This is a genomic window from Acinetobacter nectaris CIP 110549, from assembly GCF_000488215.1.
In the GTDB taxonomy this organism is placed as follows: domain Bacteria; phylum Pseudomonadota; class Gammaproteobacteria; order Pseudomonadales; family Moraxellaceae; genus Acinetobacter; species Acinetobacter nectaris.
In genome coordinates, this window is record NZ_KI530736.1 from 29,392 (window position 1) to 51,653 (window position 22,262).

Genomic DNA, 22,262 nt, shown 5'->3' on the forward strand with positions numbered 1-22,262 from the left:
TATAGCTAACAATATATCTTAGTCAATTTTAATCAAAATAGGTCTCATTTGGTACTTTTTTCAAAAGTTCAAAAAATTGATTAATCTGCTCATAAGTTACACGTGCTGTAGAAATTGGTGGTAGTTCATCTTTGCCAAAAAATGTAACATCTGAGGTTTCTATACTTGTTTTGACTTCGCCACCTAAAATTTCACATAGAAAGAATGCCTTATAGACATGTAAAAACATATCTGGATAAGGATGTTTTCTTCTATCAATGAAAGATAATAGTTGTTTTGCTTTAACACTTAATCCTGTTTCTTCTAAGACTTCTTTTTCTGCATTCTCTGAAGCTGAATAGCCTATATCAGCCCATCCACCTGGAACAGACCACAGACCATCTTCAGTTTCTTTAACAAGTAAAATTTTGTTGTCTTTAAACACAACCGCACGTACATCTAATTTTGGTGTTGCATATCCTGTATCTTGTAGAACATTAGGAATAAAGTTCTTCGTATCTATATCTTTTAGATTAAGTAACCGATCAACATACTCAAGTAGCTGATGATATCGTTCTTTATCATAAATATCTTTTGAGTAATATAGCCCTGACTGTGCTAATCCTGTAATTTTACTCAAAATTTCTATCCATTCATTTGATTCTTTCATATATCACTTATATTAATTTTACTGACAAAAAATTTTACCACCTTTTTATATGTATAAAAACAAGCCATTAAATTAAGTCATCAAAATTAAATAATATTTTATAAATCATATATATAAATAAAAATAGTGCTAAAAGATAAATTTAAGATCTCTAAATACTTACTTTATCAAGCTAAGTAAAAGCGCAGCACAACAAAATAAAGATGCGAATGTTCTATTCATATATTTTTGTTGCTTTTCTGAGGTCATTAATCTCAATATTTTCGATGCCAAACCTGTATAGCCAGCCATTACAATCATATCTACAGTAATCATCGTTCCAGCCATTGTAAGATACTGCAAATACAGAGGTCTTGAGGTGTCTAAAAATTGTGGTAAAACAGCCAATAGAAAAACTATTGCTTTAGGATTAGTTATATTTATTAAAAATCCATTCAAGATCATTAGATGAATTGGTTTTAACTCATTTTTATTCTGTTGAATTTCTATGTTTTTAGTCGGCGCTGTCCATTGCTTATAAGCAAGATAAATTAAATAGATAATCCCAAACCATTTAATTAGCAGAAATGCCCAAGGTGTTGTAACGACGACAACTCCAACTCCCGCAGCTACAATAAGAATTTGTAGACATAAAGCAATCTGTAAACCAATAACATTCCAATAGCCATACTTGAAACCAAAACTTATACCATTAGACATAGATGCAATTGCTCCTGCACCAGGAGAAATACTAATAACCCAACAAGCTAGAAAAAAACTAAACCACAACTGATACGACATACCTTTATACCTAAATCACGTTAAATTTCTATTGAAAGAAATGAGGACCCTGTAGATTCCTATTTAGTATTGAATTATTGACTGACTTTAGTTCCAAACTCGTTATCTAACTTTCTTAGATACAGTGAATCAATATAAAATCTCTATAGTTATTAAAGTTCTACACCAAGTATTTACATTTTTTAATTTATTAAAGCAATCAAAAGAATAATAAAATTAGGTTATTCCTGTATCAAACATAATAATTAGGAAAATTTTAATTACTAAAATTATTTAAAATCAAATACTAACTCTAAGTAAACTCTATAATTACCAATAATACAAATGAATCAAAAATAAATTGACAAGATACAAATGAATCAATAAGATTTAATTAAATAAAAAAGGCCGCCAAAAATGAGTCATGTTCTTCATAGAAGTTTAAAAAGTACCCCAATCGTTGCTGTTTCTGGGCAAGGCTGTTACTTAAAAGATCAAAATGGTAAAACCTACCTCGATGCTTGCGGTGGTGCTGCTGTGTCGTGCCTTGGTCATGGACATAAAGATGTTATAAACGCCATGCATCATCAAATTGATAAACTTGCTTATGCTCATACTAGTTTTTTCACTAGTGATGTCATTGAAGAGCTTGCTGAACAGCTTGTACATACAGCTCCCAAAAGTCTAAATAAAGTCTATTTTGTTTCTGGTGGTTCAGAAGCAATGGAAGCTGCTTTAAAAATTGCTAGACAATATTTTATAGAGATCGGACAACCTGAACGTACGATTTTCTTAGGCAGACAACAAAGCTATCATGGCAATACTTTAGGTGCCTTAGCAGTTGGAGGAAATGATTGGCGCAAGAAAAGCTTTCTACCTCTTTTAATGAATGTCGAAAGGGTTTCTGAATGTAATGAGTATCGCGGGAAGCGAGCCAATGAAACCACTGAGCAGTACACAGAGCGACTTTTAGCCGAGTTTGAAACCAAGATTCTTTCTATTGGACCTCAAAAAATTATTGCCTTTTGTGCAGAAACAGTTGTTGGTGCGACATCAGGGGCTGTTCCTCCTACACCTCAATATCTACAAGGCATTCATAAAATTTGTAATACTTATGGCATTTTATATATTGCAGATGAAGTCATGTGTGGAATGGGAAGAACAGGTCATTTACATGCTTTTGAACAAGATAATGTTGTTCCTGATGTTGTTACTGTAGCTAAAGGTCTAGGCGGAGGTTACCAACCCATAGGTGCTATTTTTGTTAAAGATTTTATTACAAATACAATTAAGCATGGCACAGGTTTTTTTCAGCATGGTCATACTTATATTTGTCATCCAACGGCAGCAGCAGCAGCTTTGGCAGTTCAAAAAATTATTCATAGAGATCAACTATTAAGTGCTGTTAAAGAACAAGGTGCTTATTTACGGAAACAACTTAATGAAAAGTTGAAAAATTTAGATTCAGTTGGTGATATACGTGGGCGTGGTCTATTTCTAGGCATTGAAATTGTAAAAAATAAAGATTTGAAAGAACCTTTTCAACCACATCACAATATTCATAAACTTATTAAAACTGAGTGCTTTAATAAAGGGGCAATGGTTTACCCAATGGGTGGAACAATAGATGGTAGATTAGGAGATCATATCCTTATTGCACCGCCATTTATTATTCAAAAAATTGAAATAGATTTTTTAGTAGACACGCTATATACAGTCATAAAACAAGTGACTGAAACTGCTTATATAAAGGAAGGCACATGCTAAAAAATCGAATGCCGCCTTTAGATAAATCTAAGTGGACTTCAGAGCAAGAAACAGAAGCACAAAAAATTATTGATGGCCCTCGTGGGAAACTTCTTCCTCCTTTTGAGCCTTTACTTCGAAGCCCACAGTTAATGCAACATGTCCAAGGTCTCGGAGAATATTTGCGATATTCTAGTGCAATTGGTCAAAGATTAACTGAGTTGGCAATTTTAGTCACTGCTCGAAATTGGAACCAAGCAGTTGAGTGGTCTATACATGCACCTTTAGCAATTCAAGAGGGAATAAACCCTTCCGATATTGAGTGTATAAATAATAATATTCAACCTAAATATCTCAAACAAGATGAACTTGCTATTTATCACTTCTGTCAGGATCTACATAAAAGTAAGCGTGTCACTGACAGTAACTGGAACAATGCAATTAACCTTTTTGGAGAAAAAGGTACTATCGATTTAATTGCAATAAATGGCTACTACACATTATTAGCTATGATTATGAATGCTTCACAAACACAAAATAACAAAACTGAGTATAGTTTAATTTTCTAATTTAAATGGACTATATTTTATATATAGTCCATTATTTTTTATAAAAAATAATTATTGGCACTATTATTGCTTAATATATTTACATTTTCTTAAAACAAGTGGATTAATATGTCAATTAAAAAAAATATGATATTAGGCTTAGCATCATCCTTAATTTTCTTAAGCATGCCTGTACTCGCACAAGATAAATTAAAAGTAGGTGTAGATACGGCATTTGTTCCTTTTGAGTTTAAACAAGGAAATAAATATGTTGGTTTTGATATAGACCTTTGGGATGCTATTGCAAAGAAAATGGGAGTAAGTTATGAGCTTCGACCAATGGATTTTTCTGGACTAATTCCAGGGCTACAGTCACGTAACTTAGATGTTGCTATGGCCGGTATTACCATCACCCCAATAAGACAGCAAGTTGTTGATTTTAGTATCCCTTATTATAATGCAGATTTATTAATGGCTGTTAAAAGCAACAATAATATAACTAAATTTAGCCAACTCGCGAATCAGAGAGTTGGACTAAAACAAGGTACTGCTGCTGCAACATATATGAAGTCACATGTTAATGCAAAATATGTTGAATTCCCTAATATTGATAATGCCTATTTAGATTTACAAGCTGGAAATTTAGATGCTGTTGTTCACGACTCTCCTAATGTACTTTATTATGTGAAAAATGCAGGTCATGGCCATATTAAATCTGCTGGTGAAAACGATAGTATTCTGCCACAAAAATATGGATTTGCATTACAAAAAAATAGTGCATATACCGCTAAAATTAATAAAGCTTTAAACGATCTAAAAACAGATGGTACATATAATAAAATATATATCAAATGGTTTAATAAAGAGCCATCTAAATAAAAAACAGTGGGGTAATTAATATGGATTTTGATATCTCATATGTTTGGCAAGCAATTCCTACTCTTTTACAAGGCTTAAAACTCACAATATTTATATCTGTTATTGGGCTTATATTCGGCTTTTTTATAGGAATTATTACAGGTATTGGTCGTGCAGTTGGCGGTAAGGTAATAAGTAAGCTTGCACTAATATATATTGAAATTGTTCGTGGAACGCCAATTATGGTGCAAGTAATGTTTATCTACTTCGCATTACCACTTGCATTTCCTATTCATATAGAGCCTATCACCGCTGCAATCGTGACCATAACGATTAACTCAGGTGCATATATTGGAGAAATTACACGAGGTTCTATTTTATCCATAAATAAAGGGTTCAAAGAAGCAGGTTTAGCACTTGGTCTATCACGTCGAGAAACCATGACCAGTATTATTATCCCACTTGCTTTAAGACGAATGATACCCGCTCTAGGTAATCAATGGATTGTAAGTATAAAAGATACATCTTTGTTCCTCGTCATCGGAGTAGCAGAACTAACACGGCAGGGTCAAGAAATCATTGCAGGAAACTTTAGGTCTTTAGAAGTATGGACTGCTGTTGCCATTCTTTATCTTATTGTCACTCTATGTCTAAGCTTTTTATTAAAGATTGTAGAAAAGAAAATGAGGATTTTATGAGTATTATCGAATTTCAAAATGTCTCAAAAAGCTTCGGTTCAACACATGTATTACATGACATCAATCTAAATATTAATGAGGGTGAAGTTGTTGTCATTATTGGACCTTCAGGATCAGGGAAGTCAACATTATTACGATGTATCAACAAGCTAGAAGATATATCTTCTGGAACATTACTAGTTGCTGGTCATCATATGACTGACCCTAACCTCAATGAGTGTGAAATTAGAAAAGAAGCAGGAATGGTTTTTCAACAATTCCACCTTTTTCCACACTTAACAGCACTAGAAAACGTAATGTTTGGTCCATTAAAAGTAAGGAAAAAGAGTAAGCATGATGCAAAAAAAATTGCAAGTGATTTACTCAATCAAGTTGGACTCGCATCTCGTGAAGGCCACTACCCTTCTGAACTATCTGGTGGGCAACAGCAACGAGTTGCTATTGCTCGAGCGCTTGCAATTAAGCCTAAGATGATGCTATTTGATGAGCCAACATCTGCTTTAGACCCTGAACTGCGCCATGAAGTACTGCAAGTTATGCAATCTTTAGCAAAAGAGGGGATGACGATGGTAATCGTTACTCATGAAATTGGGTTTGCAAGAGATGTGGCATCACGTGTGATCTTTATTGATAAAGGAACAATTGCAGAAGACGGAACACCCACAAACCTAATAGAAAATGGCCTAGGCTGTGAAAGGCTACAAGAGTTTTTAAGAAATGTATCTTAAAAGATTTGATAGGTAAAACTTATGGATATACTAAAAATTTCTGGAAGTGCCTTTGAAATAGGTCAACAACTCGGAGAAAAAGGAAAAGATGCATGGCATACAAAAATTAAAAATACAGAGCTTTGGAAAAATGTTTTCACTTTTAAAGGCAGTAAAACCATTTTCAATATGCAAATTTTGGTAAAACGTCATTTCCCTGATATTTGGCAGGAAATAGTAGGTCTTGCTCAGGGCTTAGAAGATGATGAGATGAATGTATTCTTATGGAATTGTAGAGGTGACTTATTAGCCTCTACATCTGATGGCTGTACAACTATTTCAGGAAAAGATGACACAGGAAATATTATTGTTTCGCATAATGAAGATGGCTTACCCAACCTTCTTAATGATTGTTTTTTAGCTGAAGTTTCTCAAAACTCAGGAATATCTTTTTTTAGTTTTGTGTATCCTGCATCATTATGTGGACATACTTTTTCAATAAATTCTTTTGGCATCGTAAATACAGTAAACAATTTACGGTTAGAAAATAGACAGACAGGGTTGCCACGACAAGTATTAGCTAGAGCAGCACTAAATGCTGAAAGTATTGCATCTGCTATAGATACTCTTTCAACACCACCAAGAGCTGGGGGTTTTCATCATACTTTAGCGCAAATAAAAAATGGCACTCAACGATTAGTAAGTATAGAAGCTATAGGTTCACAAAATTTAATTCGAGAAATAAATCATATTGGATTTCACGCAAACCATGTTATTTACAGTAATTATGAACAACAAACCATTACCGAAAGTTCTCAGGCTAGACAGACTAGACTAAAAGTACTGCTTGATAAAGAGACAGAATTAAATGAAAGCTTATGTTTAAAGATTTTATCAGATACCCATAACATAAGACTTCCTATATATCGTAAAGATAAAGATGACCCTGATCAGGAAAATACGCTTGCTTCAGTTATCTATATACTCAAACCTAATAAAGTTTCTTGGAAAATATTCCGAGAAGATCGACTAAATCCTGAAAATGTAGGAGAAATCATCTTTAGTAGCCCTTTAAGTGTATAATATTAGATATTTAAGCACTTAATTAAGAATCTATGAATCCTAGACAAAAATTGCTTAATCAGTTTAGTACATTATCACCTGAGCTTATGCGTTCAGCTCAATTTATTTTAGATAATGAGCAAGAGCTTATTGTTTTATCTATGCGAGCATTTGCTCAAAAAGCAAATGTTCTACCTGCAACACTGTTAAGATTAGCAAAATCCTTAGGCTATACGGGTTGGAATGAATTCAAAGATGAGTTTATTACATTAAAAGGATTAAGAGATAATCCTTATACATCAAAAGCGCAAGATATTATTAATCGCTTAAATACTCACGATGATCCTTCAGATACTCTATACGATAAATTCTTTGAAGCCCAAATACAAAATTTAATTCTTACACAGCAGAAAAATAAACATGTATTCAGCACATTCATAGATATTGTTGATACTAGTAAACACCTTTATATCTGTGGATTTAGGGGAAGCTTTCCTATTGCTTGGTCTGTTTACTATGTATATCGGCTTTTTAAAAAAAATATTACACTCATTGATGGCCTAGCTTTAAACTTAGAAATGCATAAACGTGATTTTACAGCCGAAGATACGATTATCGTAGTTGGATTTGCTCCCTATTCACAAGAAACAATATCTATAATAAGAGCTGCTCAAAATGCAAGTAGTAGAATCTTAGCAGTTACGGATAGCTTAGCTTCTCCATTAGCACAAAATGCACTGTCATCTTTAATTTTTTCTACAGATGGCCCTTCTTTTTTTCCATCTATATCATCAGGTATAAGCATTTCTGAAGGATTTCTTGCAGGGCTCCTTGCAAAATATGGACAAACTGGTGTAAATAACCTAGAACTAAATGAGAAGTTTTTGTTAGGTTCAGGTGCATACTTTAATGATCAATGAATACTTAAATAGTATTTTTCATCGAAAATCTGTTAGTTCACTGTATTAGAATAAGCGAGGTTCATCCCTCGCCTACATCATATTATGTTCAAAAATCATGTATTAGTGTTTCATGTAAATACTCCCATATAATTTGATTATTAACCTGTTTAAAAATAACAGTAGAAAACCTAAAGTTAGGATCACCATCAGCAATTTGTTGCTTTTCTTGATATAGTACAATGATGTAATTTTCATTTTCAGAAACAATATTCATATCTAAAATATCAATTTTCAGTCCCTGCTTACTGCCAAACTGAGTATTAAAGAAACTTTTTATCTTTTCATAATCTAGCAATACGCCTGTAGTTGTAATCATAGAAAATTGATCAGAGAATCTAGCAATTAACTGTCTGTAATTTTCTTCAGATCGATGAGGTGTACTTAGTATTTGCATAATTAATTGATGAGCATCTACAATTTCTTGAAAATAAATATTCATTATTTTTCCTGCTTTAGAAGAAGCTTTATAGACTTATTGTTAAGTTGAAAACAAAATAAAATAGGGATAAATACGCTACATGAAGTGGCCAAGAAGCACCAATGAAAAGCTTGATATTCCAATAGTTTAAAATTATGTAGTAAAACACTATATAATAAACTTACCAGCGCTATACCAGTGCAAAAACTCAATTGACGATTAATATTCCATAATGCTGTCGCGTCTGTTAGATATTTATCTTTAATCTGAATAAAAGCTAGACTTTGAGATGTACTACTGCATAAACTCCCCCCAAACCCCATCAAGGCATATGCAAGTAGAATAAGATATATAGCAAAACTATGAGCAGGTATTAAATAGAATAGAAAAATACCAATACCTTCAACAAGACATCCCAAAATAATTAGTGGTTTGGGTCCTAGGCGATTAAACATTAGCCTTGTTAAACTAATTGCCAAAAACGCAAAAAATGCCCATAGAATCATCATACTTCCTATTTTCGTGGCACTCATTTCTAGTTGGCTTTGTAAGAAAAGAATTGCTATAAGATTCACCCCAGTAAATACACCGGGAATAAATTGATAAATAAGCATAGAGATAGAAAACGTTTGATTCTTTAATAGACCTAAATTAAGTAATGGATTTGATTTTTTGAATGCTGAAGATACATATATAAAAAGAAGAATGAATCCTAAAGTAAGTGAAAATACACTAAAATTATTCCTATGGAGATCACTCAAGTAACTTAATCCAACTAAAATTAAAACTAGAGATATACTTAATGAAATAAAACCAAAAGTATCAAATGACTGATATTTTTCGGTTACTATTACATCTTTTTTTAACCATAATATTGACAGAAAAAGAGTAAGAAAAACTATAGGTAAACTTATAAAAAATACAAACCGCCAACTCAACCACTGTACAATTATTCCACCTAAAGAAGGAGACAGTGCGGGTACAATTAAAGCTATAAGCATAACACTAGAAGAGAGCTTAATTCTTTCACTATTTTTATATAACCGATAAGCCATTGTCTGCCCTAAAGGGATAAGCATTCCACCTCCTATCCCTTGAATAAACCGTCCACCAATAAGAAAACTTATAGACATAGCAAATCCAGCACTGACAGTACCAATTAAAAAAGCTAACAAAGAGTAAATAAAAAGCTTTTTAATACTTATACAATGGGATAGCCATCGACTTAGCGGAATTACTAATGTTAAACCTAAAATGTAACTATTACTAACCCAGCTGAGCTGCTCTAAAGATGCTCCAAAAACTGACTTTATTTCAGGATACGCAATAGTCGCAATAAACATATTAACTAAATCGATGAAAAATACTAATAAGTAGATTCCAACAACACGTTTTCGATAATTTATCATTCCACTCTTTCAAAAAACTAATTTAAGTAAGTGTAAATGACAAAATTAAGATGATATATCCCATGAAAATTAATACAATGTCAAAATAATTTTGACAAAAAGATCATATAAATATGCTAAATATGCAACGTGTTGAAATGTTTATTGCAGTTGCTGAAACACGCAATTTTACATTTGCAGCTGAAACATTAGGAATAAGTAAAGCAGTAATTAGTTTTAATATTAAACAGTTAGAAAGTGATCTTGGAGTTTCCTTACTAACACGTAGTACTCGAAAAGTAATAGTAACCGAAGCTGGAGAAAAATTTTATCAGCGTTGTTTGATACTTTTGCAACATGTAGATGATGTTATACAAGAAACATTAAATGACTCCTCATCATTAAAAGGTACATTTAGAATCAGTACAACTGTAGAATATGGAAACGAGAAAATTATTCCTATTCTTGCCAAGTTTTCTACTCTTCATCCTAATCTAAAAATCCAGCATACAGCTTCATCTAAATTAGATGATTTAATTTCAGAGCGTTTTGATATTGCTATTCGGCTAGGTAGTCTCGATGATTCTAGCTACCATGCAAAGCTTATAGATACATTTGAAGTTATTCCTGTTTCCTCACAATCTTATTTATCTAAACACTATAAAAATGGAAAAATTCTTGATCTAAATCAATTTAAAGACTCTTGTTGGATCGCTCATCAGCGTTTTAAAAGTCCTTTTAAATTAGAGCTATATAATACACAAGAGGAGGAAAAAATATGTTTTGAAATGAGTAAAAATCCAATATTAGTAACTGATAATATTACAGCTCTTCGATCTTTTGTTTTAAACAGCCTAGGTGTAGGATTACTCCCTAAATGGTTAATAGAAGAAGATTTATCATGTAATCGTCTGATACAGATATTACCTAAGTATCAATTTCCCAAACAGGGAGTATATGCTATTTATCCAAATACGAAACATGTATCTCTTAATGTTAGAACTTTTATAAAATTTTTAGAAACCGAACTAAGTTGTTGATATAAATATATATCAATTTTTCAAGAAAATTACTATGAATTAGTCAATTCTATATCACTATAAATTCTTTGTTTATTTTTATGCATAGCTGTGATCCTGATTTTTAAGGCATTGATAAAATTGTATATATTATAACTCTTACTGTCTTTATGTGAATTTTACCTAGTTGAAATTTATAAAGAACAAAGAATTTATAGTTACATGAGATATCCCACTACGAAGTCATTAAGAATCTTAAATTCTTGAATTTTAGCTATCTTATCTATCAATAAATAGCTCTTCTTTATTTCAACATTAGGAATATATTCTTTTTAGTATTTGTTTCAATACTAAGTATTGAATACTAAATTTTGCTCTTTTAATCTGAATTCTGCTTAAGGAAAAAGGATAGAATTAGAGCCATTAGGTGAGTTACCACATCTAACCAATGATTCTAATGAATGATACTACTGCTTTGTTCTGTGCAGTTGTGATTTCTTTTTAAAATTTGAATCCATTTACTAGAAATATCTAAAATATTTAAATCCAAAAACTTTAGCCTTTCTAAAATTATTCTAATCTATTTAAGTATTTACCTTACTATCAGCATATAGTAAGCCTAATCAATATTTATCAGCTTACAATACATACTTTAGACCTTAATTAAGGTAATTAAAGGTAGACATAATTCATATCTATAGACTGAATTAACCACTTTACTTATATGTAAGAATGAGCGTATACAACATCATAAACCTCTAAGTATAACAAGAAGAAATTAATAGGTTGGTCTTTTTAGCTGTAACCCGTATATATGATAAATATTATATGGTAGTACCATCTAGTAATGAATAAGATATGTAGTATTAAAAGCTATCTTGTAAGGAAGGGTATACAAATTTTTATGTATTTATCAGCTTACTAATAAAAACAAGTTAATTACTTAACCTTTGTGACTTAAACGAGATTGAAGTTTTTCAAGTTACCTAATTGAATAAATATTTCATATATTTTGGTTAAATATGCAGTTTTATTGTTCTAAAAAAATTTCATAATTTTTATAAAAGTAAAAAATGTTCTTTTTATTAATTTTTAAAGCTTTTAAATGCTTTTAGAAATGCTATAACTCTTATTATATAAGGCTTTTAGAGCTTATTTAACTATAAATTCTTTGTTATTTAACTATAAATTCTTTGTTATTTAACTATAAATTCTTTGTTATTTAACTATAAATTCTTTGCATTTAACTATATAGATAGATAATATAGTTTTATAAGTGTGAGACCTAAATATATCAAATGAAAAATGAGCTTGTTGTTAAAGATAATGTATTAATAAATGCAAGTTACAATTTAGAGCTAACAGAGCAACGCTTAATTCTACTTGCAATTGTTGAAGCTAGAGAGTCACAGACAAGACTGACATCAAATACAGTTATTCAAGTTAATGCTAAACAATATGCTAAAAGTTTTCATACAACAAATGAGGCTGCCTATGCTGCTTTGAAAAGTGCAGTAAATAGTCTTTTTGAAAGAAAGTTTTCTTATAAGGAATATAGAGGAGATAAAAACAAAGAGTTTATAGTGAAATCTAGATGGGTTTCTAAAATTGGTTATGCCGATAATTTAGGTGTTTTAGAAATAACCTTTGCTCCTGATGTTGTACCTTTAATTATTCGTTTAGAAAAGCATTTTACAAGTTATCAATTAAAACAAGTTTCTCATTTAAGTAGTAAGTATGCGATACGTTTGTATGAAATTTTAATATCATGGAAAGAAGTTGGAAAAACACCTATTACTAGCATTACAGAGTTTCGTGAAAAAATTGGGCTAGATAAAAGTGAATATCAACGTATGGATAATCTAAAAAGAATTGTTATTGAACCTGCAATTAAGCAAATTAATAAGTATACAGATATTCGTGTCGAGTATGATCAATTTAAAACAGGTCGTGCAATTACAGGCTTACAATTCAGGTTTAGTCAAAAAGAAACTAATGTCTTAGATATTTTGGCAGAAGATGTGAATAATCTTATACCTAAGCTGACAGAAAAACAGATATTATTCTTTGCAAATAAACTTGCTTATGATGATATTTTCTCAAGTAAGCATGCTGAAATTGGTGAGGAGTATCCAGATTTAGAATCTCGTCTAGTTAATAAGTTAAGCGATACTCGGTTTGTTAAAAAGTACTTACGTGATCTTGAAAGAGTTGGATTCTCTTTAAACAAAAAACTGTAGCAACTTGCTACAGTTCTTATTACACTCTATGTGAATACGAAATAGCTAAATTATGGAAATGACTCAAACACAAATTATTGCGGTTGCTAACCATAAAGGTGGTTGTGGTAAAACATCAACTGTTGTGCATTTGGCAGCAGAGCTTGTTGAATCTGGTAAAAAAGTGCTTGTTGTAGATTTAGATCCACAGGCAAATGCGAGTCTACATATAGGAACTAAGCACCCTAGTGAAGTAGAAGTGACCTCAGCAGAATTACTTAGCTCAGATAACAATTTATTGATCGATGCTTTAGAAGAGGAAACATCTTTTAGAAATGTTTCATTAATATATGGTTCTCTCAATTTAGGAAAAACAGAAGATCAATTAAAAGAATATTCGCCACGACCAAATGAAGAGTTAAAATCTAAGTTAGAACCATTAGTAGGCATATATGATTTTATTTTAATTGACTGTCCACCAAGCTTAAAAATATTAACAAGTAATGCTTTATCTGCGGCAGATAGTGTAATTATTCCAATTGAATCAGGATCACAATATGGTTTGTATGGGGTTACAGATCTTATTAATCATATCAGTAAAATAAATCGAATTAATCCTAATCTTAAATTATTGGGAACTCTGCTTATTAAGCATGATAAGCGTCAGAACGTATGTAAGCTTATACAAGATGAGACTGAAAATACGGTTGGATATTTATTTAATACAACAATTCCAACAAGTACAAAAGTCAATCAAGCTGCAATTTTAAAACAGTCACTTATTGCTTTAGATAAAAAATCTAAAATTAGATTGGCATTTCAAGATTTAACAAATGAAATTCTAATGAGATTGAAATAATGAGTAGTGCAAAAGAATTATTAGCAAAGAAGCTACAGCAAAATACGCAGAAGCATACGGATGCACAAAAAGAGCAGTTTACTAACGAAAAAGAGTTTCGTCGAAATATTAAGCTTTCAGAAATTGTACCTAGTCCGAATCAACCTAGAAAAGTTTTTGATGATACCGAACTGCATAGCCTAGCAGATTCAATAAGCGAAATAGGATTATTACAACCGATATCTGTAAGACGTATTCAAAGTGGATATGAACTAATCTCTGGCGAAAGGCGTTTAAAAGCACACCAATTGTTATTAAAAACAAATATCGATGCGATTATTATTGATGCTTCAGATGATGATGTCGCTTTGCTAACGCTTGCTGAAAATCTAAAGCGAGAGGATCTGAGTGATTATGAAATTTACCTTGGGTTATCTTCTCTTAATGAAGCGATAAAAAAGAATAAGACAAAGCTTGCAAAGTCCTTAGGTATGAATCGTGAAGATATGTATAAATACCTTTCATTTGAGAAGTTACCTGAATATATGATTTTAGATCTGTCTAACCAACCTAAATTAATAGGACGTACTGTTGCTACTGAAATAAAGAAATATTTAGCGCATCATTCTTCAAAAGAGAGTGAAGATGTCTTAGGGGAAATATGGAGATTTTTTATAAAAGGTAAATGCGAACAAACAAAAATTATAAGTATTGCAGAGAAGAAATTGGTTAAAAAACCTAAAGAAATAAAGAGTGCGAATACTATTACAAGTGATATAAAATATGATGATCAGAAAATTGGTCGAATTTTCTTTAATAATAACATGCTCAAAGTAAACTTAGATATTAATAGTGTATCTGAAAAGGATATAGCTAATATTGAGGCTTTTTTCCAAGAGCTTTTAAAGAATAAAAAAGTGTAGCAACTTGCTACACTTTTTTATTCTTAGATTTTTTAAATTTCTAGCATTCTACTCAATACCTAAGATTTTTTTGGTGCATAGTTTTTAAACTTCCTTTATAAATATGTATAAAGAAAAAAACTATAGAATAAAGCTAAAAACTCTCTGAATAATTTCATATTTAGTTTAACTAAAGCTAGGCCTAAAAAATATTTGTATGTCCATCAGTTTTTGATTTGTCTTAATACTTATATAATTTAGATAAAGTGAATTTAATTCACATTCCTGTGAAACAAAATCACTTTCATTCACTTATGTATTGCGGTATAAATTAAACCATGCTCTTAACGATAGAGAATCTAATCACTACTTTCTATGAATTAATAAGCCAATAGGTAAATTAAAAAGAAAGTAAATCAGAGGAACATTGAAAAGAAAGAGCAAGCAGCACATTCAAGTTTTATCGCAGAAATTAGGGTATTAGATCACAATGAATAAAGATTTTACGTTTAACATTAAAAGCATTCGTTTCGATGAAAACTATCGCCCTTCGAGTAATACACGTATCACGACTAACTTTGCTAACCTCGCGAGAGGCGAAAGCCGTGAAGAAAACTTACGTAATACTTTAAAAATGATTAACAATCGTTTTAATAGTTTAGCTGAGTGGGATAATCCACAAGGAGATCGTTACTCTGTTGAACTCGATATTATTTCTGTCGATATGAACATTGAAAGTAATGCTGAATCTTTTCCGAGTATTGAAATATTAAAAACGAGTATTGTTGATCATCATAGCAGTACACGTATAGAAGGGATTGTTGGTAATAACTTCTCTTCTTATGTCAGAGATTATGATTTTAGTATATTACTATTAGAACATAATAAAGATCAGACTAAATTTAGTATCCCAGAAAATTTTGGTGATTTACATGGGAAGTTATTTAAGAATTTTGTTAGCTCAAAATCTTACACGGAAAATTTTAGCAAGCCACCAGTCATCTGTTTAAGTGTATCAACAACGAAGACATATCACCGAACTGAAAATCAGCATCCTATTTTAGGTGTTGAATATAAGCAGGACGATTTCTCTTTGACAGATCAGTATTTTGGGAAGATGGGTTTAAAAGTTCGTTACTTTATGCCTAAAAATAGTGTTGCACCTTTAGCATTCTATTTCCGTGGAGATTTACTCAGTGATTATACGAATCTTGAGCTAATTGGTACGATTAGTACCATGGAAACATTTCAGCGTATTTATAGACCTGAAATCTACAACGCAAATGCAGCAGCAGGAAAAACCTATCAGCCAAGTCTAAAAAATCAAGATCATTCATTCACTCAAATTGTTTATGATCGAGAGGAACGTGGACTGTTGGCAGTTCAACAAGGCAAATTTACTGAAGAGCAATTTATCAAGCCATATAAAGATATTCTTGAAAAGTGGGCTGAGAGCTACTCTAACTAATTAACAAAATATAGAAGATACGATTATGAAAAAATTATTACCGACATCGACAGCAGGTAGCTTACCGAAACCTTCTTGGCTTGCTCAACCTGAAAAACTTTGGTCACCTTGGAAGTTAAGTGATCAAGAGTTGGTTGAAGGTAAACAAGATGCTTTATTACTCTCTTTACAAGAGCAACAGCTTGCAGGAATTGACATCGTTAGCGATGGTGAGCAGTCTCGTCAACACTTTGTAACGACTTTTATAGAGCACTTGAGTGGTGTCGATTTTGAAAAACGTGAGACAGTCAAAATTCGTGATCGTTATGATGCGAGTGTGCCGACTGTTGTTGGAGCTGTTGCACGCCAAAAACCAGTTTTTGTTGAAGATGCTAAGTTCTTACGTCAAAAGACTAACCAACCTATTAAATGGGCTCTTCCTGGTCCAATGACAATGATTGATACACTTTATGATAATCACTATAAAAGCCGTGAAAAATTAGCTTGGGAATTTGCAAAAATCTTGAATCAAGAAGCGAGAGAACTCGAAGCGGCAGGTGTTGATATCATTCAATTTGATGAACCTGCATTCAATGTTTTCTTCGATGAAGTGAATGATTGGGGGATTGCGACGTTAGAACGAGCAATTGAAGGGCTAAAATGTGAAACAGCCGTACATATTTGCTATGGTTATGGTATTAAAGCCAATACTGATTGGAAAAAGACTCTAGGGTCGGAATGGAGACAGTACGAAGAAGCTTTTCCTAAACTACAAACATCTAGTATAGATCTTATCTCTCTTGAGTGTCATAACTCTCATGTACCAATGGATTTGCTTGAGCTAATTCGAGGTAAAAAGGTAATGGTCGGGGCTATTGATGTAGCAACGAATACGATTGAAACACCTGAAGAGGTTGCCAATACATTACGTAAAGCACTTCAGTTTGTAGATGCAGATAAGCTTTACCCTTGTACGAACTGCGGTATGGCTCCTCTTTCTCGCCAAGTAGCAAGAGGGAAGCTTAATGCTCTAAGTGCAGGTGCTGAAATTATTAGAAAAGAACTTTCAGCTTAGTACCGAAAAATATAGTGTATGTAAAGGGCTATTCTTCATCTGAATAGCCCTAACTCAAAAGATTATTGACGATGAGCTATTATCGTCAAACAATGAAAAGTTTTAGGAATAGAGTGATGATTGAAGTGACCGAATTTAAAAATGCAATGTCATTGCTAACAAGTGCAGTAAATGTAGTCACTACAGTAGGTTCATCAGGTCGTTACGGGTTTACAGCATCTGCTGTATGTAGTGTGACAGATACCCCACCAACATTATTGGTATGTATGAATAAAGCTTCTAACTCACATGTACATTTTGTTGAAAACAAAATACTGTCTGTAAATGTTCTGAAAGCACACCATCAGCATATTTCTAAAGCATTTGCATCTAAAATGAGTCCAGAAGAGCGTTTTGAATGTGGTGAGTGGACTGAGCTTGAAACAGGTTCACCAGTATTAGAAGATGCACTAGTGAGTTTTGACTGTCAGATTGATCAAATTCAAGAGGTTGGAACACATACTATTTTTATTTGCCATATTAAAGCAATTCAACAAAGTGAACATGACAAAAGTCTAGTGTATTTTAATCGTGCTTATCATCACGTTGGGCAATCTGAAACTACTTAATTTTTGTTGATAGTACATATTTAAAATAAGATATGTCTTTCTTTGTTTTATTCTAGATTAACTACAAGTAAGCAAGTTATTTTTTTCTAGAAAGTTATTCCACTTGAGCTTTGAACTCTATCTATAAATTCTTATAAAACATCTGGTTTCTCATGGAATCTACAATACATTCTCACACAAACTCTAAAACTCGTGTCCTTTTGGCAAGCTTGATTGGTACGACAATAGAGTTTTTTGATTTTTATATCTATGCAACAGCTGCTGTACTCGTATTTCCACATCTATTTTTTCCAACAAGCAGTGGAAGTGCAGCAATACTACAATCACTTGCAACATTTGCAATTGCTTTCGTGGCACGCCCAATTGGAGCTGCAATATTTGGACATCTTGGGGATCGTATTGGACGTAAAGCTACGCTTGTAGCAGCATTGCTTTTGATGGGGTTTTCTACAGTAGCTATTGGACTATTGCCAAGCTATGCACAAATAGGCGTTTTTGCACCATTGTTACTTGCTTTATGTCGTTTAGGACAAGGGTTAGGACTAAGTGGAGAGTGGAGTGGAGCAGTTCTACTTGCAACCGAAAATGCACCAAAAGGAAAACGTGCTTGGTATGGTATGTTTCCCCAATTGGGTGCACCTCTAGGCTTTATTTTAGCAGTAAGCTCATTTCTTATATTGGGAGCACTTATTTCAAATGAAGAATTTCTAGCATGGGGGTGGCGTATTCCTTTTATTGCTAGTGCTTTACTTGTAATTTTGGGTCTGTATATTCGATTAAAACTACATGAGACTCCTGTATTTCAGAAAGTGATTAGTAAGCATGAAGAAGAGAAAGCCCCTTTTAAGCAAGTTTTAGCTCATCATTCTAAACAAGTAATATTAGGCACTTTAGCGACAGTATGTACTTTGGTATTATTTTATTTAATGACTGTATTTTCTCTTAATTGGGGAACAACGGCTTTAGGTTATAGTCGTGATGTTTTTTTAAAAATGCAATTGATTGCAACCTTAGGTTTTGCAGCCTGCATTCCTATTTCAGCAGTGTTATCTGAAAAATTTGGGCGAAAGAAAACATCAATTTGTATATGTATCATTTCTATTCTCTTTGGTTTGGTTTTCTCTTATTTCTTTATTCCAAATAGTCCTATATCTGTACTTACTTTTTTATGTACTGGATTAAGTATTATGGGGCTTACTTATGGTCCAATAGGGACAATATTATCGGAGATATTTCCAGTTTCTGTTCGTTATACAGGTTCTGCTTTAGCATATAACTTAGCAAGTATTCTTGGGGCATCATTTGCACCGCTTATTGCTACCAAACTTGCTCAAAGCTATGGTATTGCAGCAGTTGGCTATTATTTATGTGGAGCATCATTACTTTCTTTATTGGCTTTTTTATGTATACGCGAAACAAAAGATGAGAATACATTAAGTACTTAATAAAAATACTAAAGCAAGGAGGAGCGAATTTTTCTTAAAAATACGCTTCTCCTTATTTTATAAACCTTTAATAAAAATATTATAATAATTTTATCTTGATACTGTTAATCTTTGGCTAGCAACGCCAATAGAGTGTAAATGTAAAAAATATCCTATGAGTGCTGCACTATTACCAAACGTTATAGGTAAGTTTTCTACATTAAGTGCATATACTTTTATTTCATATTGATGAGTGCTTCCTATAGGAGGGCATGGCCCCAACCAGTTAATTGAGCCTGCATCATTTTTCTGTTGTTTTGCGCCTTTAGGAAGGCTAAATGGTTCTATAACTGTTGTTGTTTTAGGAATATCAATGACTATCCATTGCCAAAATCCACTGCCCGTTGGTGCATCTTTATCATAAAAAGTTATTGCGAAACTTTTAGTATTTTTTGGAGGGTTACTCCATTTCAATTGAGGGCGAATATTTTTACCTGTACAGCCAAAGGCATTGGATAAATACTGTTGAGAAAGAGGTCTAGTTATATCAATATTTGGGATTTGAATGGAGAAACTTGAATTATTTTGGGCAAAGGCATCTATGGTATAAGCTGCTAAAGCGATTACTAAGCAAATTTTTTTCATATGTTATAATCTTCTATCATTGTCTGTTTTAATCATATATGTATTATTTATAATGAAAAATGATTTATTTTAAGATAAAATATAACTAATATTTATAATATGTTGTGCCCAATATGAGAGAAAAATTACAGGAAGTTTTTATTGATGGGTGTAATGCAAAGATTGAGAAAAAGGGAGAAAATGTTGGTTTATCTTTCTATGCTTTCTTTAAAAACAAAAATGATGACCCTGAACTACTTATGGAAGCAGCTCATTGGTGGATTATAAAGCATCGGTTAGACCATTTTGAAAAAGCAGTAAAAGTGAAAAATCTTATTTTAGATGAACTAAACAATTGAGATATAGTGTAAGAAACAGGTTAGGAATAAGAGTTAACCTCTTATTCCTAACTTGTGAATTAAGAGCTAGCCTTTACCAAAGCATTATTTTGATAACACTGACTAAAGCCATTGAGCAATGCTTGAATAGATGCTGTTGCGATATCGGTATCTATCGAAACTCCCCAATAGATATACCCATCTAAATCTGTACAACGAATATAACTAATAGACCGACTACCTGTATGTCTACCTAAAGCATGTTCTGAATATTCAGAAATTTTGAGTTGATATGACCACTTTGTATTTAAAGCTTGAACTGAAGCAGATAATAATCCATTACCTGAGCCTACTAGATGAATTACTTCATCTTTTATGCTAATAGATATTTGAACTTTATAAATTTCATTTTGCTTTTGTGACTGGTAATTTATAAGCTTAAAATCTACTTCTGTTGGGTTTATTCCATATTCTTTTTGAAATATTTTCCAAATTTCAGCATGAGATAATTCAGCATTTCTGCTATCAGTAACCTTTTGGACAATTTGGCTAAAATCTTTCTGTAATTCGATGGGAAGTTCTATACCATGATTTTGTTGTAGCACCCATGCAGTACCACTTTTACCGGATTGACTATTTACTCGAATAACAGCCTCATAACTTGCACCTAAATCAGCAGGGTCTATAGGTAAGTATGGGACTTCCCAGTATTGATGCTTCTGAGATTTCCTTGCTTTAAATCCTTTCTTAATAGCATCTTGATGACTTCCAGAGAAAGCTGTAAAGACTAAGTCACCTACATATGGATGGCGTGGGTGTATTGGTAGTTCATTACACTCTTTAACTACTTCTGCAATGTTTTTTATATCGGAAAAATCTAGCTTTGGAGATATACCTTGCGTATACATGTTTAAAGCGATATTTACTAAATCGACATTACCTGTACGTTCACCATTACCAAATAGACAGCCCTCAACTCTGTCGGCACCTGCAAGCAAAGCAAGCTCTGCGGTGGCTACACCAGTTCCTCTATCATTATGTGGATGAACACTAATACAAACGTGATTTCTTTTAGAAAAGCTTTTGCAGAAATATTCTATTTGGTCGGCAAAAATATTTGGAGTACTTACCTCTACTGTAGTTGGTAAGTTAATAATCATAGGATATTCAGGGCTTGGTTCCCAAATTTTAGCGACTGCTTCACAAATTTCTAAAGCGAACTCAATTTCTGTAAAGCAAAATGTTTCTGGGGAATACTGATATGTCCATTTAGTTTCAGGATGTTGTAGACATAAAGATTTAACTTGCCTTGTTGACTCAATAGCTAATTCAATGATTTCTTGTTTTGTTTTTTGAAAAACGATTCTACGGAAAACTTCTGCTGTTGCATTATAAACATGAACAATAGCCTGTTTAACACCGACTAAAGATTCAAAAGTTCTTTCAATTAAATCTGATCTAGCTTGAGTCATGACCTGAATAGAAACATCATCAGGAATTTTATTTTTCTCAATAAGGTTTCGTACGAAATGAAAATCAGTTTCTGATGCTGCAGGAAAAGCAACTTCAATTTGTTTAAATCCACACTCAACTAAACTTTGAAAAAACTTATTTTTTTTGTACTGATCCATTGGATTAGCTAGAGCTTGGTTACCGTCTCTTAAATCTGTAGAGCACCAAATAGGGGCCTGAGTAATTTGTTTATTTGGCCAAGAACGTTCTGGAAAGTCAAAAGATTCAAATTGACGATATTTATTTTGAGGGTGAGCTAACATAATTTTTCTCTATATTGTAATAGATATCATCATGAAGCATTATTCTATGGCTTTCTTTTGATAGAAAGACAAATACTATTGAATAAAAGACATTTTAATACAATGTATATCCTGTTTAAGGAATTAGCATAAATTGCTGTTTATATTTTTATAAAGCATTAAGCTTGTCTTTAATCTATTACCTTAACAATAAAATTC

At 32.3% G+C, this 22,262-nt stretch carries 22 protein-coding genes; 16 read left to right on the plus strand and 6 right to left on the minus strand.

Features of this window, described 5'->3' with window-relative positions; all coding sequences use genetic code 11:
• Nucleotides 1-28: 28 nt before the first annotated feature.
• Nucleotides 29-649, minus strand: coding sequence for an NUDIX hydrolase (locus P256_RS11850; protein WP_023273928.1), 621 nt, complete (start codon nucleotides 647-649; stop codon nucleotides 29-31).
• A 159-nt stretch (nucleotides 650-808) separates the two neighbouring features.
• On the minus strand, nucleotides 809-1,429 hold the full coding sequence (locus P256_RS11855; protein WP_023273929.1) for a LysE family transporter: 621 nt from the start codon (nucleotides 1,427-1,429) through the stop codon (nucleotides 809-811).
• 396 nt (nucleotides 1,430-1,825) lie between these two features.
• Between P256_RS11855 and P256_RS11860 the strand changes: the two genes are divergently transcribed.
• From P256_RS11860 to P256_RS11890, 7 genes are all read left to right on the plus strand, one after another.
• Nucleotides 1,826-3,175, plus strand: a complete 1,350-nt coding sequence (locus P256_RS11860) for an aspartate aminotransferase family protein (protein ID WP_023273930.1) — start codon at nucleotides 1,826-1,828, stop codon at nucleotides 3,173-3,175.
• Nucleotides 3,169-3,723 (plus strand): carboxymuconolactone decarboxylase family protein, encoded by a 555-nt coding sequence (locus P256_RS11865; protein ID WP_023273931.1) that lies wholly within the window; start codon nucleotides 3,169-3,171, stop codon nucleotides 3,721-3,723. The genes P256_RS11860 and P256_RS11865 overlap by 7 nt, the downstream gene beginning before the upstream one ends.
• A 108-nt stretch (nucleotides 3,724-3,831) precedes the next feature.
• Nucleotides 3,832-4,581, plus strand: a complete 750-nt coding sequence (locus tag P256_RS11870; protein ID WP_023273932.1) for a transporter substrate-binding domain-containing protein — start codon at nucleotides 3,832-3,834, stop codon at nucleotides 4,579-4,581.
• Nucleotides 4,582-4,601: 20 nt separating this feature from the next.
• Nucleotides 4,602-5,258, plus strand: coding sequence for a glutamine ABC transporter permease GlnP (gene glnP / locus P256_RS11875; protein ID WP_023273933.1), 657 nt, complete (start codon nucleotides 4,602-4,604; stop codon nucleotides 5,256-5,258).
• Nucleotides 5,255-5,986, plus strand: a complete 732-nt coding sequence (glnQ, locus tag P256_RS11880) for a glutamine ABC transporter ATP-binding protein GlnQ (RefSeq protein ID WP_023273934.1) — start codon at nucleotides 5,255-5,257, stop codon at nucleotides 5,984-5,986. The genes glnP and glnQ overlap by 4 nt, the downstream gene beginning before the upstream one ends.
• A 21-nt stretch (nucleotides 5,987-6,007) precedes the next feature.
• Nucleotides 6,008-7,048, plus strand: coding sequence for a C45 family autoproteolytic acyltransferase/hydrolase (locus P256_RS11885; protein WP_023273935.1), 1,041 nt, complete (start codon nucleotides 6,008-6,010; stop codon nucleotides 7,046-7,048).
• Nucleotides 7,049-7,080: 32 nt separating this feature from the next.
• Complete coding sequence (locus tag P256_RS11890; protein ID WP_023273936.1) at nucleotides 7,081-7,947, plus strand: MurR/RpiR family transcriptional regulator; 867 nt, start codon at nucleotides 7,081-7,083, stop codon at nucleotides 7,945-7,947.
• 88 nt (nucleotides 7,948-8,035) lie between these two features.
• Here the strand turns inward: P256_RS11890 and P256_RS11895 are convergent, their stop codons facing one another.
• Both P256_RS11895 and P256_RS11900 read right to left on the minus strand, forming a co-directional pair.
• Entirely contained in the window at nucleotides 8,036-8,428 is a 393-nt protein-coding gene (locus P256_RS11895) for a nuclear transport factor 2 family protein (RefSeq protein ID WP_023273937.1), read from the minus strand.
• The gene (locus tag P256_RS11900) at nucleotides 8,428-9,816 is read right to left on the minus strand and encodes an MFS transporter (protein WP_023273938.1); all 1,389 of its coding nucleotides are present in this window, start codon (nucleotides 9,814-9,816) and stop codon (nucleotides 8,428-8,430) included. The genes P256_RS11895 and P256_RS11900 overlap by 1 nt, the downstream gene beginning before the upstream one ends.
• Before the next feature lie 122 nt (nucleotides 9,817-9,938).
• Here P256_RS11900 and P256_RS11905 point away from each other — a divergent pair, with 122 nt between their 5' ends.
• The 8 genes from P256_RS11905 (at nucleotide 9,939) to P256_RS11940 (ending at nucleotide 19,348) form a co-directional block, all read left to right on the plus strand.
• Complete coding sequence (locus tag P256_RS11905; protein ID WP_212749983.1) at nucleotides 9,939-10,835, plus strand: LysR family transcriptional regulator; 897 nt, start codon at nucleotides 9,939-9,941, stop codon at nucleotides 10,833-10,835.
• 1,277 nt (nucleotides 10,836-12,112) lie between these two features.
• The gene (repM, locus tag P256_RS11910) at nucleotides 12,113-13,054 is read left to right on the plus strand and encodes a replication initiation protein RepM (RefSeq protein ID WP_023273940.1); all 942 of its coding nucleotides are present in this window, start codon (nucleotides 12,113-12,115) and stop codon (nucleotides 13,052-13,054) included.
• Between the two features lie 52 nt (nucleotides 13,055-13,106).
• Nucleotides 13,107-13,892: a ParA family protein gene (locus P256_RS11915; RefSeq protein WP_023273941.1), complete on the plus strand. Its 786-nt coding sequence runs from the start codon at nucleotides 13,107-13,109 to the stop codon at nucleotides 13,890-13,892.
• Entirely contained in the window at nucleotides 13,892-14,794 is a 903-nt protein-coding gene (locus P256_RS11920; protein WP_023273942.1) for a ParB/RepB/Spo0J family partition protein, read from the plus strand. The genes P256_RS11915 and P256_RS11920 overlap by 1 nt, the downstream gene beginning before the upstream one ends.
• A gap of 469 nt (nucleotides 14,795-15,263) precedes the next feature.
• Nucleotides 15,264-16,241, plus strand: a complete 978-nt coding sequence (locus P256_RS11925) for a DUF1852 domain-containing protein (RefSeq protein WP_023273943.1) — start codon at nucleotides 15,264-15,266, stop codon at nucleotides 16,239-16,241.
• A 25-nt stretch (nucleotides 16,242-16,266) separates the two neighbouring features.
• Nucleotides 16,267-17,295 carry a methionine synthase gene (locus P256_RS11930; protein ID WP_023273944.1) on the plus strand — a complete coding sequence of 343 codons (1,029 nt, stop codon included), beginning with the start codon at nucleotides 16,267-16,269 and terminating at the stop codon, nucleotides 17,293-17,295.
• A gap of 116 nt (nucleotides 17,296-17,411) precedes the next feature.
• Nucleotides 17,412-17,903 (plus strand): flavin reductase, encoded by a 492-nt coding sequence (locus P256_RS11935; protein WP_023273945.1) that lies wholly within the window; start codon nucleotides 17,412-17,414, stop codon nucleotides 17,901-17,903.
• 152 nt (nucleotides 17,904-18,055) lie between these two features.
• On the plus strand, nucleotides 18,056-19,348 hold the full coding sequence (locus P256_RS11940; RefSeq protein WP_023273946.1) for an MFS transporter: 1,293 nt from the start codon (nucleotides 18,056-18,058) through the stop codon (nucleotides 19,346-19,348).
• A gap of 90 nt (nucleotides 19,349-19,438) precedes the next feature.
• Here the strand turns inward: P256_RS11940 and P256_RS11945 are convergent, their stop codons facing one another.
• Nucleotides 19,439-19,972 (minus strand): YbhB/YbcL family Raf kinase inhibitor-like protein, encoded by a 534-nt coding sequence (locus tag P256_RS11945; protein WP_023273947.1) that lies wholly within the window; start codon nucleotides 19,970-19,972, stop codon nucleotides 19,439-19,441.
• Nucleotides 19,973-20,085: 113 nt separating this feature from the next.
• Here P256_RS11945 and P256_RS11950 point away from each other — a divergent pair, with 113 nt between their 5' ends.
• Nucleotides 20,086-20,310: a DUF6500 family protein gene (locus tag P256_RS11950; RefSeq protein ID WP_023273948.1), complete on the plus strand. Its 225-nt coding sequence runs from the start codon at nucleotides 20,086-20,088 to the stop codon at nucleotides 20,308-20,310.
• A 59-nt stretch (nucleotides 20,311-20,369) separates the two neighbouring features.
• Here the strand turns inward: P256_RS11950 and leuA are convergent, their stop codons facing one another.
• Nucleotides 20,370-22,064 (minus strand): 2-isopropylmalate synthase, encoded by a 1,695-nt coding sequence (gene leuA / locus P256_RS11955; RefSeq protein ID WP_023273949.1) that lies wholly within the window; start codon nucleotides 22,062-22,064, stop codon nucleotides 20,370-20,372.
• Nucleotides 22,065-22,262: the final 198 nt, after the last annotated feature.

Coding starts and splice junctions, on each gene's coding strand:
- P256_RS11850 (WP_023273928.1), bottom strand. CDS start 649: ATGAAAGAATCAAATGAATGGATAGAAATTTTGAGTAAAATTACAGGA.
- P256_RS11855 (WP_023273929.1), bottom strand. CDS start 1,429: ATGTCGTATCAGTTGTGGTTTAGTTTTTTTCTAGCTTGTTGGGTTATT.
- P256_RS11860 (WP_023273930.1), top strand. CDS start 1,826: ATGAGTCATGTTCTTCATAGAAGTTTAAAAAGTACCCCAATCGTTGCT.
- P256_RS11865 (WP_023273931.1), top strand. CDS start 3,169: ATGCTAAAAAATCGAATGCCGCCTTTAGATAAATCTAAGTGGACTTCA.
- P256_RS11870 (WP_023273932.1), top strand. CDS start 3,832: ATGTCAATTAAAAAAAATATGATATTAGGCTTAGCATCATCCTTAATT.
- glnP (WP_023273933.1), top strand. CDS start 4,602: ATGGATTTTGATATCTCATATGTTTGGCAAGCAATTCCTACTCTTTTA.
- glnQ (WP_023273934.1), top strand. CDS start 5,255: ATGAGTATTATCGAATTTCAAAATGTCTCAAAAAGCTTCGGTTCAACA.
- P256_RS11885 (WP_023273935.1), top strand. CDS start 6,008: ATGGATATACTAAAAATTTCTGGAAGTGCCTTTGAAATAGGTCAACAA.
- P256_RS11890 (WP_023273936.1), top strand. CDS start 7,081: ATGAATCCTAGACAAAAATTGCTTAATCAGTTTAGTACATTATCACCT.
- P256_RS11895 (WP_023273937.1), bottom strand. CDS start 8,428: ATGAATATTTATTTTCAAGAAATTGTAGATGCTCATCAATTAATTATG.
- P256_RS11900 (WP_023273938.1), bottom strand. CDS start 9,816: ATGATAAATTATCGAAAACGTGTTGTTGGAATCTACTTATTAGTATTT.
- P256_RS11905 (WP_212749983.1), top strand. CDS start 9,939: ATGCAACGTGTTGAAATGTTTATTGCAGTTGCTGAAACACGCAATTTT.
- repM (WP_023273940.1), top strand. CDS start 12,113: ATGAAAAATGAGCTTGTTGTTAAAGATAATGTATTAATAAATGCAAGT.
- P256_RS11915 (WP_023273941.1), top strand. CDS start 13,107: ATGGAAATGACTCAAACACAAATTATTGCGGTTGCTAACCATAAAGGT.
- P256_RS11920 (WP_023273942.1), top strand. CDS start 13,892: ATGAGTAGTGCAAAAGAATTATTAGCAAAGAAGCTACAGCAAAATACG.
- P256_RS11925 (WP_023273943.1), top strand. CDS start 15,264: ATGAATAAAGATTTTACGTTTAACATTAAAAGCATTCGTTTCGATGAA.
- P256_RS11930 (WP_023273944.1), top strand. CDS start 16,267: ATGAAAAAATTATTACCGACATCGACAGCAGGTAGCTTACCGAAACCT.
- P256_RS11935 (WP_023273945.1), top strand. CDS start 17,412: ATGATTGAAGTGACCGAATTTAAAAATGCAATGTCATTGCTAACAAGT.
- P256_RS11940 (WP_023273946.1), top strand. CDS start 18,056: ATGGAATCTACAATACATTCTCACACAAACTCTAAAACTCGTGTCCTT.
- P256_RS11945 (WP_023273947.1), bottom strand. CDS start 19,972: ATGAAAAAAATTTGCTTAGTAATCGCTTTAGCAGCTTATACCATAGAT.
- P256_RS11950 (WP_023273948.1), top strand. CDS start 20,086: ATGAGAGAAAAATTACAGGAAGTTTTTATTGATGGGTGTAATGCAAAG.
- leuA (WP_023273949.1), bottom strand. CDS start 22,064: ATGTTAGCTCACCCTCAAAATAAATATCGTCAATTTGAATCTTTTGAC.